The organism is Tardiphaga sp. 37S4, from assembly GCF_021044645.1.
GTDB lineage: Bacteria > Pseudomonadota > Alphaproteobacteria > Rhizobiales > Xanthobacteraceae > Tardiphaga > Tardiphaga robiniae.
In genome coordinates this window covers 3397030-3409522 of sequence record NZ_CP088008.1, presented here as the reverse complement: position 1 = coordinate 3409522, position 12493 = coordinate 3397030, and the positions used below count along the sequence as shown (strand labels likewise).

Sequence of the window (12493 nt, the reverse complement as noted above, 5' to 3'; positions counted from 1 at the left end):
TCGCTTTCGTGGCTCGCCATTGATGGGTTTCGCGAAGACGCTCTACCCATCCTACTTTTTCATCCTGTCCCACATCCACCGGGCCACACTCTCCGGCGAGCTCGTCGCATCATTCCCGGCGGCGCGCAGGTTCGCTTCGCGCATCAAGGTCAGATCGATCTTCCCGAGCAGCGGCTGCAACGCGCTGCGCAGCTTCTCGTCATCCGCGCGTTTCGGCGCCAGCAGCATGATCGCGTCATAGGGCGGGATCGCATGTTTGGGATCGTCCAGCACCACGAGATCGTATTTCGCGATCAGTCCGTCGCTGGTATAGCCGGCGATGACGTCGATCTCGCCGGAGGCAACAGCGGCATACATGAAATCGGGCTGCATGGTGCGCTGGGCCTTGAATGACAGGCCATAGGCTGCCTTCAGCCCCGCCCATTCCGGCCGCGAGAAGAATTCGTAATCGCCGGCGATGGTCATATTGCTGCTCAGCGCCGCGAGATCGGCTGCAGTCCTGATGCCCAGCGCTTGCGCCTTCATACGCGGCATCACCAGCGCATAGGCATTGGCGAAACCGAGTTCGCCGAACAGCGTGATGCCCTGCTTGGCAAGCGTCGTCTTCAGCTCGGTCAGCAGTTGCTCGCGCGGCAGGATCTCGGTGCGGTGAAACTGGTTGGCCCACAGCGTGCCCGAATAGTCGATGTAGACATCGATATCGCCGGAGGCCAGCGCATCGTAGATCACGCTGGAGCCGAGACCCTGCCGCGTCGTGGCGGGCAGGCCGGCCGCTTGCAGCCGCTGCGACATCAGCGCGGCCAGCACATATTGTTCGGTGAAGGTCTTGGCGCCGACCACGATGCGTGTGCCGGAGCGGGCGAATGACGGCGCGAGTGTGACGATCACCAGCGCCGCGATACCGAGCACGCCGATGGCGGTGCGGATACGGCTCCGCAGGCGGATGCCGGTTTCGATCAGCGCCAGCAATTGATCGACGGCCAGTGCAAGAATTGCCGCGGCGACGCAGCCGAAGATCACCAGCACCCAGTTCTGCGTCTGCAAGCCCGCAAAGATGTAGTTGCCGAGCGAGGTCTGGCCGATCGGCGTCGACAGTGTCGCGGTGCCGATGACCCACACCGCCGAAGTGCGGATGCCGGCCATCATGACAGGCAATGCCAGCGGCAGTTCCACCATCGTCAGCGATTGCCGCGGCGTCATGCCGACGCCTTGCGCGGCCTCGGACAATGCGGGATCGACGCCGTTCAATCCGGTGATGGTGTTGCGCAGCACCGGCAGCATCGAATACATCGCCAGCGCCAGCACCGCGGGCAGAAAGCCGAAGGCCGAGAAGCTGGCGCCGAGATATTGCAGCGACAGCGCCGCGAGCGCCAGCAGCAGCGGATAGAACAGGGCCAGCAATGCCAGGCCCGGAATGGTCTGCACGATGCTGGCGATGCCGAGCAGGGCGCCGCGCAGCACCGGCCGATGTCGCGCGATGATGGCCAGCGGCAGGCTGATGACGAGGCCGAGCGCCAGTGCAGCAAGGCTGACGCGCACGTGGCTGCCGAGATAATCCGGCAGATGCCCAAGCGCGTCGCTCCAGCGGGGATCGGTGAACAGGCTCATGGTGCGCCGTCCTGCGGCGCCGAACCATCCTTCGGCAGCAGTATCTGAAGTCGTTTCGCCTGCCGGCGCGGTGTGCCCAGCAACTCGCCGACATAGGGATCGGTGCTTTCGGACAACTCAGTGGGCGTGCCCTCCGCGAGCAGTTTACCGGAGTGCATCACCGCGATCCGGTCCGCGAGCAGGATCGCCTCGGTCATGTCATGGGTGATCATGATGGTGGTGAGGCCGAGGCTGCGATGTAGCGCGCGGTAGTCGTCGCCAAGCGCATCGCGGGTCAGCGGGTCGAGCGCGCCGAACGGCTCGTCCATCAGCACGATGCGCGGCTTCGCAGCCAATGCCCGCGCGACACCGACGCGCTGGCGCTGGCCGCCGGAGAGTTCGTGCGGGAAGCGGTCGCGATGCTGCTTGCGGTCAAGGCGCACAAGATCGAGCAATTCATCGACGCGATCCGCGATATCTCTGGCGGGCGTACCCAGCAGTCTGGGCGTGATGCCGATGTTGTCTTTGATGCTCATATGCGGAAACAACCCGCCGCTCTGGAACACGTAGCCGATGCGCCGGCGCAGTTCGATGGGATCGACCTGCGCGACGTCCTCGCCGGCGATGGTGATGTGTCCCGCGTCCGGCGCGATCAGCCGGTTGGCCAGCCGCATCAGCGTGGTCTTGCCTGAGCCGGAGCCGCCGACCACCGCGAGGAACTCGCCTTCGGCCACGTCGAGCGAGACACCGTCGACGGCGTGAATGCGGCCGCCGTCGAAGCTCTTGCTGATATGGGAGAAGCGGATGAGGGGACTCATGCGCCGGATATCTTACGCGGTGCGTCGTCGCTTACCCTCCCCTGGAGGGGGAGGGTCGCCACGTGCGAAGCACGTGGCGGGGTGGGGTGAATGGGAAGCTCCATGGATGAACATGTCACCCCACCCCGGACAACGCGACCGCTGCTGCGCATCGTTCGCGTCGCCCGACCCTCCCCCTCCAGGGGAGGGTGAAGATGGGGCGCCATCGATGTACCGAGTTCTGAAATCATCGCTGCAAAGCTATCATGCAGCATCTGGCCCACCAACCCGGCCCCACCGTTGAATTGTCTGCCCTGCGGCGCTAAGCCAGTCCCGGAACAAAAACACTTTGGGGGACGCGCGTGCAGGCAGGTGGGGCCGCGGCATCGATGGCGGTGGCGCTTGATGACGCGACAGTGGCGTTCGGTATTGCCGACAATCGCATCTATACGGCGGTGGAGAAGGCGACGCTCCGGGTCGCGGATGGCGAGTTCGTTGCCATTGTCGGACCGACCGGCTGTGGCAAATCCACATTGCTCAATGTCGCTGCCGGGCTGCTGGCGCCAGCCTCCGGTGCTGTCCGGATATTCGATCAGCCGTTGAACGGCTTGAACGCACAGGCCGGCTATCTGTTTCAGGCCGACGCCTTGTTTCCCTGGAAGACCGCGCTGGACAATGTCGCCATCGGGCTGGAGATCGCCGGCACAGCACGCGACGAGGCGCTAACGCGGGCGCAGGACTGGTTGACCTCGGTGGGTCTCGGGGCCTTCGCCGGGCGCTATCCGCATATGCTGTCGGGCGGCCAGCGCAAGCGCGTTGGTCTTGCGCAGGTGCTGATCCGCAATCCGAAAATTCTGCTGATGGATGAGCCGTTCGGGCCGCTTGACGCACAGACCCGGCAGGTGATGGGCAACCTGTTGCTGGATCTGTGGAGCAGGAACCGCAAGGCGGTGCTGTTCGTCACCCACGATCTCGAAGAGGCGATCGCGCTGGCGGATCGCGTCGTCATCATGTCGGCGGGGCCGGGCTCGCGCATCATCGGCGACTGGAAAGTGCCGTTGCCGCGGCCGCGCGATATTTTCGAAGTGCGGCTCGACAAGGATTTTCACGCGCTTCACCGCGAGATCTGGAGCGTGCTGAAGGACGAAGTGATGAAGGGCTATGCGCAGTCCGCTGGTATGGGAGCCGCGTCATGACGCGGCCTGTATTGCTGCTGTGTCAGGTGCTCGTCGCCGTGGTCGTCATCGGGCTGTGGCATGTGTTCACCACCGTGCCGATGTTTGGCCGCATCCTGCTGCCGCCGTTCTTCTTCTCCAACCCATGGGATGTCGGCAGCCAGATTGTTAGCTGGTTCGCGTCAGGCATTATCTGGAAGCATCTCGGCATTACACTGCTGGAATCCGTGCTGGCCTTTGTCATCGGCTCCACACTGGGCGTGCTGATCGGCTTCTGGTTTGCGCGCCAGCCGCGGCTTGCAGCGATCTTCGATCCCTATGTGAAGATGGCCAATGCGCTGCCGCGCGTGGTGCTGGCGCCGATCTTCGCATTGTGGCTCGGGCTCGGTATCTGGTCGAAAGTCGCGCTCGGTGTCACGCTGGTGTTCTTCATCGTATTCTTCAACGTCTATCAGGGCGTCAAGGAAGTCTCGCCGACGGTGCTCGCCAATGGCCGCATGCTGGGCATGAGCGAGCGGCAGTTGATGCGCCATGTATTCTGGCCATCGGCGCTGTCGTGGATGTTCTCGTCGCTGCACACCGCGGTGGGCTTTGCCGTCGTCGGCGCAGTGGTCGGCGAATATCTGGGATCGGCGGCGGGGCTGGGTTATGTCATCCAGCAGGCGGAAGGCACATTCGATGTGGCCGGCGTGTTTGCCGGCATGTTCGTGCTGTCGGCCTTTGTCATCGCCATCGATGTGCTAGTGTCGGTGGTAGAGAAGCGCTTGCTGGTGTGGAAGCCGGTGGCGAGCGAAGGGCGGAGCTGAGATGGGTGAGGGGGAGCTAGCGAGTGAAACACTGGCTCCCCTCACCCGGATCACGCGCTGTCGCTTGTGATCCGACCTCTCCCCGCAAGCGGGGCGAGGTTAAGCAGAGCCCGTGGCTTACGGCAGCGGCTTGGTGTCGTCCGGTGCCTGCGGTGGGGTCTTGATGGCGATGGCGCGGAACGGCTTGCCGTCGGGCTTGGTGCCGCCATGGGGCGTGCCCTTCGGGATGATGATGAGGTCGCCGGCCTTGACCTGAACTTCCTTGTCGCCCAGCCACACGGTCCCGGTGCCTTCGAGGATGTACTGGATCTCGTTGGTGTTGGGATGCATGTGCTTTACCACATTGCCGTCCTGCACCGAAATGGTGGCGCCATCGGCCTGCATGAACATCTTGGAGCGGAAGCCGGTGGGCGAGGCCGGGCCGAGTGCGTCGCCGACGAGTTCGGGGACGTGGATGACCTGGGCGGTGATGTTTTCCGCGGCATGTGCCGGCGTGATGCCCTCGGGCACGAGATGCGTGATGAGACAACCCGCGGCGAAGGCTGCGGTGATCGAGAGTGTCGCAGTGATGCGCTTCATGAACGTTCCCCCTGGATGACAATGATTTGCCGCGCGGATGCTATGTCGCGGGACGTGGGTTGACCAGTGCCGGCTTTCCAACCGGCGGAGGCTCCTCTATCCTCCGCGCCTGATAGCAGCGGAGGAAACAATGACAAAAAATATAAAAACCGGCTTGAACCGTTTATTCCCCACACGTCTTTTCCTTGCGGGTCTGCTGTCGCTGTTTCTCGTTCATCCCGCTGCAGCGCAAACCAAGGTGACCATCGCCATCGGCGGCGGGGCGTGCCTGTGCTATCTGCCGACCGTGCTGGCCAAGCAGCTCGGCGAATACGAGAAAGCGGGTCTCGCCGTCGAACTGGTCGACCTCAAGGGCGGCTCCGATGCGTTGAAAGCCGTGCTCGGCGGCAGCGCCGATGTGGTCTCCGGCTATTTCGATCATTGCGTCAATCTCGCCGCCAAGAAGCAGGAGCTGCAGAGCTTCGTGGTCTATGACCGCTATCCCGGTCTCGTGCTGGTGGTGTCGCCGAAGCACACCGGCAAGATCACGTCGATCAAGGATCTCGCCGGCAAGAAAGTCGGCGTCAGCGCGCCGGGCTCGTCGACAGACTTCTTCCTGAAGTATCAGCTCAAGAAAAACGGTCTCGATCCGGCTGGCACCGCCGTGATCGGCGTGGGCCTCGGCGCGACCGCGGTGGCGGCGATGGAGCAGGGGCAGATCGAAGCCGCCGTCATGCTCGACCCTGCCGTCACCGTGCTGCAAGGCAGCCACAAAGACCTCACGATTCTCAGCGATACCCGGACGCAGAAGGACACGCTGGCGGTGTTCTCCGGCGAATATCCCGGTGGCGCGCTGTATTCGACGACCGCATGGGTCAAGGGACACGAGAAGGAAGTGCAGGGGCTGACCAACGCGATCATGAACACGCTGAAGTGGATCCACAGTCATACGCCGGAAGAGATCATGGCGAAGATGCCCGAAGGTATCGTCGGCAAGGACAAGGAGCTCTATCTCGCAGCGCTCAAGAACACGCTCCCGATGTATTCGGAGACGGGGCTGATGGATCCGAAGGGCGCGGCTGCCGTGCTCGCCGTGTTCAGCGAAGGCTCGCCTGAGGTGGCCAAGGCCAATATCGATGTCAGCAAGACCTACACCAATAAATATGTCGAGCAGTTCGCCAAGACGATGGGGACGAATGCGAAGTAGGTTCTGCGCATGATGACGCCGGTCATTCACCGCGTCACGCAACTCGACCTCACACGCAGCGATTGGCAGTGGCCATTCGCGCGTGAGCGGCGGGAGGAGATCGACGCTCACTTTGCCCTGAAGCGCGCCGAGAAGCCGCAACTGTTCAATGGGCGCGTATTGCTGGCGCGCAATGCGCAGTTCACCGGCGATCAGTTTCGCGCGGACTATTTCGAGACCGATTTTGCGAGCTTTCTGGCGTGGCGGGATTGGCGCTGTCCCGATCCGGATGTGTTCAACGGATTTGGCATGGGCGCGCTGCGTGCCAGCGACGGCGCCTTCGTGCTCGGCGAGATGGGGCAACATACATCCAATGCCGGACGTATCTATTTTGCGGCGGGCACGCCTGATCTGGACGACCTGCGCGGCGATGTGGTCGATATTGCCGGCAGTGTGACCCGTGAAGTCGAGGAAGAGCTCGGTCTGACGGAAGCCGATTACCGGGCCGACGCTGGCTGGTCCTGCGTCGTGACGGATTTCTCGGTGGCGATGATGCGTCTTCTCGATGCGGATCAGCCGGGCGAGGTATTGCGTAGCACCATCGAAGCCAATCTTGCCGGTCAGGCGTCTCCTGAGCTCAGCGGAATTCATCTGGTGCGCAGCGAAGCCGACTTCACCCCGACGATGCCGCTGTTTGTGACAGCGTTTATGGCAGCGCAGCTGACGCCAGCGGCGTGATCTGCTGGTATTGCCGGGATCGGCACGCTACGCTTGCAATCCCCGTGTCCCGGAGTTGCCGATCTCATGTCTGCCAAGCCAGTTGTGTCCGCGTTGAAGTCCTATATCGAGCCGTATCGGATTGATGGGTCGAAGGCTTTTCATCTCAAGGCGCATGACACCAATGGCAGCGGCGGGCTGCACAAGGAAACCGGCAAGAAGATCATCGAGGCCAACCGCCGCCGGCTGCAGGAGCTGCAGGAGAAGCTCTATGCGCAGGATCGCTGGTCGCTGCTGCTGATCTTCCAGGGCATGGATGCCGCTGGGAAGGACAGCGCCATCGAAAGCGTGTTCGACGGCATCAATCCGCAGGGCTGCGAGGTGCATTCGTTCAAGACGCCGTCGTCGAACGAACTCGATCACGATTTCATGTGGCGTCACACCATCGCGCTGCCGCAGCGCGGACGCATCGGCATCTTCAATCGCTCCTATTACGAGGAATGTCTTGTCGTCCGTGTGCATCCGGAGATTCTCGCCAAGCAGAAGATCCCGGCGGAGCTGGTGACGAAGGATATCTGGCGCGAGCGCTTCGAGGACATCACCGCCTTCGAGAAATACCTCGCGCGCAACGGCACCGTGGTGCTAAAGTTCTTTCTCAACGTCTCCAAGGAAGAGCAGCGCGAGCGCTTCCTCGATCGTCTCGAGCAGCCGGCCAAGAACTGGAAGTTCTCATCGGCCGATATCGCCGAGCGCGCGTTGTGGGACAAGTATCAGGAGGCCTATGAGGACCTGATCAAGCATACGTCCTGCGAGGAAGCGCCATGGCATGTGGTGCCGGCGGATCGCAAATGGTTCTCGCGCGTGGTGATCGGCTCGGCCATCGTCAACGCGCTGGAGAAGCTGGACCTGCACTTCCCCACCGTGGACGGCGAGGCGAAGAAGGACTTTACGCTGATCCGCGAGGCGCTGGAGAAGGAAGGGCCGCCAAGGGAAGGCAAGCCTGTGGTGAAGAAGGTCGCGAAGAAGAAGGTGGCCAAGAAGAAAGCGGCGAAGCACTAGGACTTGGCTCGTCATTCCGGGGCGTGCGAGCGTAGCTCGCGCGAACCCGGAATCTTGGAGTGCTTGGCTCTACGGAGACTCCTATGTTGAGATTCCGGGCTCGGTCTCGTCGCCTTTGGCGACGATCCCGCCCCGGAATGACAGTGTGTAACGCCTAGCTCAGCTTCAATTCCTTCAGCACCTTTGCCACCTTCTCTTGCGCCGCATCCGTCAGCGGCAGCACCGGGCGCGGTGGCTTCGCATCCGTCAGCCCCATCTGCTCCGCAGCCGCATACATCACGCGCAGGCTGGAAAATTGCTTGAACAGATCCCACAGCGGCTGCATCGCGCCGTTGAGGCGGCGCGCTTCGTCGGCATTGCCGGCCTGCGCTGCGCGGGTGATGGCCAGACAGCTCTTTGGAAACAGGCCCGCCGCCACGCAATACCAGGCATCGCCGCCGGCCAGCAGCGTCTCCATCGAATTCCAGTCCCCGGCATAGCCGACCGAGAAATCTGATGGCACGGCGGCACGCATCTGCTTCAGGTGATCTGCCGCGAAGCTGGCTTCGGGGGAGGTGCCCTTCACCGCGACGACGCCGGGAATACGCGCGATGCGGCCGACAAGATCGGGCGTGAACTTGAAATGCGTGGTGGCAAAGTTGTCGTAGATCACGATCGGCAATTTGCTTTCGCCGGCGACCGTTTTGAAATGTTCGAACACTTCATCCTCGGTGAGCGGCGTATAGGACACCGGCGCCAGCAGGCCTGCGGCGGCGCCGGCCGCCTTGGCGTCGCGGGCGAGTTCGATCGTCTCGTCGGTGCGGAGCGCGCCGATGCCGACCAGCACGGGGACGCGGCCGTTCACCTCCGCAACGGCGGCTTCAGTGGCACGCCGACGCTCGTCGCGGGAGAGGAACGGGTAAGAACCGGTGCTGCCCAGGAGGCCAATGGAATCGACCTTGGCCGCCGCCAGCGGCGCCACCAGCCGCCGTAGCGCGGGCGTATCGACCCTGCCATTCGTATTCATCGACGTGATCGGGAAAGCGGATAATCCCTTGGCGAAAGTCATCGTCCTGTCCTCGCAATTGCCGTTCGGTCTTAGGGCAAAAGGATTGCTGCGAAAACGTCCAGTTGGGGATGTTCTGGCTAGGCCAGTCGGCGACGCGCCCGAGCGCTTCCCAAGAGGATTTAGGTCAGTCTTCCTGACCCTCTTAGCCGTTGCAGGGCCCCGCATTTGTCGTCTAGAACGACCTCAGGCCCTCGTCGGCAACGAACCATCAAGGGTTTTCCTTGAGACTGGTTTCGGCCGAGGATGTGGGCCTGAAGGTGTGGCAATGCTGATTCGCAGCGACATGGTTGGAGTTTCCGGGGGAGTGGCTGTTGCCGCTGGTCCCGACGCGATTCCGGCTGCGCTGCGCTCGAACCTCCTTCTTGGCGGGCTGCTTCTGCTTATCTGCCCCTGAGCGCCGTCTGGGCCGTTTGGCCTGGGTACTCAGGGGATCATGACATTCAGAACCATCAGCTCCCTCTGGCGCCCAGACAGATGCGCCCCGACCTAAGGAATATCTCATGACTTCGACCACCCCGTCCGTTCAGGACAAGTCCGACAAGGACCGCGTCATCATTTTCGACACCACCTTGCGCGACGGCGAGCAGTGCCCCGGCGCCACCATGACCTTCGAGGAAAAGCTGGAGATCGCCGCGATGCTCGACACCATGGGTGTCGACGTCATCGAGGCCGGCTTCCCGATCGCCTCCGACGGCGACTTCGAAGCCGTCAACGAGATCGCCAAGCGTACCAAGAATGCCGTGGTCTGCGGCCTGTCCCGCGCCGGCCAGAAGGACATCGACCGCTGCGCCGAGGCGATCCGCCCGGCCAAGCGCGGCCGCATCCATTCCTTCCTGTCCACCTCGCCGGTGCACATGAAGTACAAACTGCAGATGGAGCCGGATGCCGTCCACGATCTGGTGATCTCGTCAGTGACTCGTGCCCGCAACCATACCGATGACGTCGAGTGGTCGTCGGAAGACGGCACCCGCACCGAATTCGACTTTCTGTGCCGCTGCGTCGAGTCGGCGATCAAGGCCGGTGCGACCACGATCAACATCCCCGACACCGTCGGCTATTCGGTGCCCGAGGAATATTACGACCTGTTCAAGCGCGTGCGCGAGAACGTGCCGAATTCCGACAAGGCGATCTTCTCGGTTCACTGCCACAACGACCTCGGCATGGCCGTCGCCAATTCGATGGCCGGCATCCGCGGCGGTGCGCGGCAGATCGAATGCACCATCAATGGCATCGGCGAGCGTGCCGGCAATGCTGCGCTGGAAGAGATCGTGATGGCGATGAAGGTGCGCAATGACAAATTGCCGTACTGGAACAACATCGACACCACGATGCTGATGCGCGCCTCGAAGGAAGTCTCCGCCGCAACCTCGTTCCCGGTGCAGTACAACAAGGCGATCGTCGGCCGTAACGCCTTCGCCCATGAGAGCGGCATCCATCAGGACGGCATGTTGAAGAACGCGCAGACCTACGAGATCATGCTGCCGGAGACGGTGGGCGTGAAGCAGACCTCGCTGGTGATGGGCAAGCATTCCGGCCGCCATGCCTTCATCCACAAGCTGGAGGAGATGGGCTACAAGCTGGGTCAGAACCAGTTGGAAGACGCATTCGTGCGCTTCAAGGCGTTGGCCGACCGCAAGAAGGACATCTACGACGAGGATCTGGAAGCGCTGGTCGATCAGGAAATGACCGCCGCCCATGATCGTATCAAGCTGGTGTCGCTGACGGTGATCGCCGGCACCCATGGTCCGCAGCGTGCCACCATGAAGCTGAACATCGACGGCGTGGTGAAGATCGAGGAGGCCGAGGGCAACGGTCCGGTCGATGCGGTGTTCAACTGCATCAAGGCGCTGGTGCCGCACGAGGCCAAGCTGGAACTGTATCAGGTCCACGCCGTCACCGAAGGCACCGACGCGCAGGCGGAAGTGTCGGTGCGTCTGGCCCATGAGGGCCGCTCGATGACCTCGCGCGCCGCCGATCCGGATACGCTGGTCGCTTCGGCGAAGGCCTATCTCGGTGGGCTGAACAAGATCGTCATGAAGCGCGCGCGCGACATGCCGACAGCGGTTGCTGCCGCGAGCTGATCTGGGATAACCTCTCCCCGCTCTGCGCGGGGAGAGGTCGCGCGCTCTTACGCGCGGGTGAGGGGCGGTTCGTTGTCCTCTCATCCCTCACTTACTGACGGGTCGCACCCGCACGATTCCCCACGCTGTTAGGCCATTGCCTCACCCCGCCCCTCTCCCCGTGCAGAACGGGGAGAGGGAGCAGGCGCTCCGCGTTTTGCGTTGCAGCATCGATTTCATGTTGCACCCCTGCGAACGGGCAATGGTGTTTGCGCATTGATCTCTATATTGCTGCAACTGGCATACAAGCGGGAGCCGCTCAATGAGCTCCCACGTCATTACGGGGAGAAACACATGCGCAAATTGATTTTCGCAGCAGCATCGGTTGCCGCGCTTGCATTGATAGGACCGGCCGCCGCGCAGGCGCCTATCATCATCAAATTCAGCCATGTCGTCGCGCCGAACACGCCGAAGGGCCTCGCTGCGGAGAAGTTCAAGGAACTCGCCGAGAAATACACCGACGGCAAGGTCAAGGTCGAAGTCTATCCGAACTCGCAGCTCTACAAGGACAAGGAAGAGCTGGAAGCCTTGCAGCTCGGCGCGGTGCAAATGCTGGCGCCGTCGAACTCGAAGTTCGGGCCGATCGGCGTCAAGGAGTTCGAGGTTTTCGATCTTCCCTACATCCTTCCGGACCTCGCCACCCTGCGCAAGGTGACTGACGGCCCGCTCGGCGCGAAACTGCTCAAGCTGCTGGATTCCAAAGGCATGACCGGCCTTGCCTATTGGGACAACGGCTTCAAGCAGATGACCGCGAACAAGAAGTTGCTCACTCCCGCGGACTACAAAGGTATGAAGTTCCGCATCCAGTCGTCAAAGGTGCTGGAAGCTCAATTCCGCACGCTTGGCGCGATTCCGCAGGTGATGGCGTTCTCGGAAGTGTACCAGGCGCTGCAGACGGGCGTGGTCGATGGTCAGGAGAATACGCCGTCGAACATCTACACCCAGAAAATGCATGAGGTGCAGAAGTACACCACGCTGACCAACCACGGTTACATCGGTTACGTGGTGGTGGTGAACAAGAAATTCTGGGATGGCATTCCGGCGGATACTCGCGGCCTTCTGGAAAAGGCCATGAAGGAAGCCACCGCCTATGGCAACGGCCAGTCGGCGAAGGAAAACGACGACGCGCTCGCCGAGATGAAGAAGAGCGGCAAGACCGAATTTGTTACACTGACGCCGGAGCAAGATGCCGGCATGCGCAAGGCGGTGGAGTCGGTTTATACCGATGTAGCAGGCCGGGTAGGCAAGCCACTGATCGACGAATTTCTCAAGGAAACGCGCGGCGCCACCAACTAGGATTGACGATGTGAGCTTCCGCGCCCTCGGGTGCGGAAGCCACTGACGCCCCGGGGGCCGCAGTTGCCTGACTGCGGAATGGGGTTAGCGCAAGGTCACGCCGCGATCAGATCAATTGCCGGTTGACCCGCACTGGGGGACTAA

Annotated in this window: 11 protein-coding genes; 7 read left to right on the top strand and 4 right to left on the bottom strand. The window is 62.3% G+C overall.

Annotated features, from left to right (window positions below; all coding sequences use genetic code 11):
- Window positions 1-51: 51 nt before the first annotated feature.
- Both LPB73_RS16310 and LPB73_RS16305 read right to left on the bottom strand, forming a co-directional pair.
- The gene (locus tag LPB73_RS16310) at window positions 52-1608 is read right to left on the bottom strand and encodes an ABC transporter permease/substrate-binding protein (protein WP_231077544.1); all 1557 of its coding nucleotides are present in this window, start codon (window positions 1606-1608) and stop codon (window positions 52-54) included.
- Window positions 1605-2405, bottom strand: coding sequence for an ATP-binding cassette domain-containing protein (locus LPB73_RS16305; RefSeq protein WP_231077543.1), 801 nt, complete (start codon window positions 2403-2405; stop codon window positions 1605-1607). Before LPB73_RS16305 ends, LPB73_RS16310 begins: the two co-directional genes overlap by 4 nt.
- Before the next feature lie 368 nt (window positions 2406-2773).
- On the opposite strand from LPB73_RS16305, the gene LPB73_RS16300 reads away from it, so the two are divergent.
- Window positions 2774-3580 (top strand): ABC transporter ATP-binding protein, encoded by an 807-nt coding sequence (locus tag LPB73_RS16300; RefSeq protein WP_231081164.1) that lies wholly within the window; start codon window positions 2774-2776, stop codon window positions 3578-3580.
- Window positions 3577-4365: an ABC transporter permease gene (locus tag LPB73_RS16295; RefSeq protein ID WP_231077542.1), complete on the top strand. Its 789-nt coding sequence runs from the start codon at window positions 3577-3579 to the stop codon at window positions 4363-4365. Before LPB73_RS16300 ends, LPB73_RS16295 begins: the two co-directional genes overlap by 4 nt.
- A 117-nt stretch (window positions 4366-4482) precedes the next feature.
- On the opposite strand, the gene LPB73_RS16290 is transcribed toward LPB73_RS16295, so the two are convergent.
- Window positions 4483-4944 carry a cupin domain-containing protein gene (locus LPB73_RS16290; RefSeq protein WP_175366846.1) on the bottom strand — a complete coding sequence of 154 codons (462 nt, stop codon included), beginning with the start codon at window positions 4942-4944 and terminating at the stop codon, window positions 4483-4485.
- 130 nt (window positions 4945-5074) lie between these two features.
- On the opposite strand from LPB73_RS16290, the gene LPB73_RS16285 reads away from it, so the two are divergent.
- The 3 genes from LPB73_RS16285 to LPB73_RS16275 all read left to right on the top strand — a co-directional run bounded on the left by LPB73_RS16285 (window position 5075) and on the right by LPB73_RS16275 (window position 7885).
- Window positions 5075-6130 carry an ABC transporter substrate-binding protein gene (locus tag LPB73_RS16285; RefSeq protein WP_414716799.1) on the top strand — a complete coding sequence of 352 codons (1056 nt, stop codon included), beginning with the start codon at window positions 5075-5077 and terminating at the stop codon, window positions 6128-6130.
- A 9-nt stretch (window positions 6131-6139) separates the two neighbouring features.
- Entirely contained in the window at window positions 6140-6847 is a 708-nt protein-coding gene (locus LPB73_RS16280) for an NUDIX hydrolase (protein ID WP_231077541.1), read from the top strand.
- A gap of 66 nt (window positions 6848-6913) precedes the next feature.
- A complete protein-coding gene (locus LPB73_RS16275; protein WP_231077540.1) occupies window positions 6914-7885 on the top strand; it encodes a polyphosphate kinase 2 family protein in 972 nt (323 codons plus the stop codon).
- A gap of 154 nt (window positions 7886-8039) precedes the next feature.
- Here the strand turns inward: LPB73_RS16275 and LPB73_RS16270 are convergent, their stop codons facing one another.
- Entirely contained in the window at window positions 8040-8933 is an 894-nt protein-coding gene (locus tag LPB73_RS16270) for a dihydrodipicolinate synthase family protein (protein ID WP_231077539.1), read from the bottom strand.
- Window positions 8934-9433: 500 nt separating this feature from the next.
- Between LPB73_RS16270 and LPB73_RS16265 the strand changes: the two genes are divergently transcribed.
- Window positions 9434-11014 (top strand): 2-isopropylmalate synthase, encoded by a 1581-nt coding sequence (locus LPB73_RS16265; RefSeq protein WP_231077538.1) that lies wholly within the window; start codon window positions 9434-9436, stop codon window positions 11012-11014.
- Between the two features lie 333 nt (window positions 11015-11347).
- Window positions 11348-12349: a TRAP transporter substrate-binding protein gene (locus LPB73_RS16260; RefSeq protein ID WP_231077537.1), complete on the top strand. Its 1002-nt coding sequence runs from the start codon at window positions 11348-11350 to the stop codon at window positions 12347-12349.
- Window positions 12350-12493: the final 144 nt, after the last annotated feature.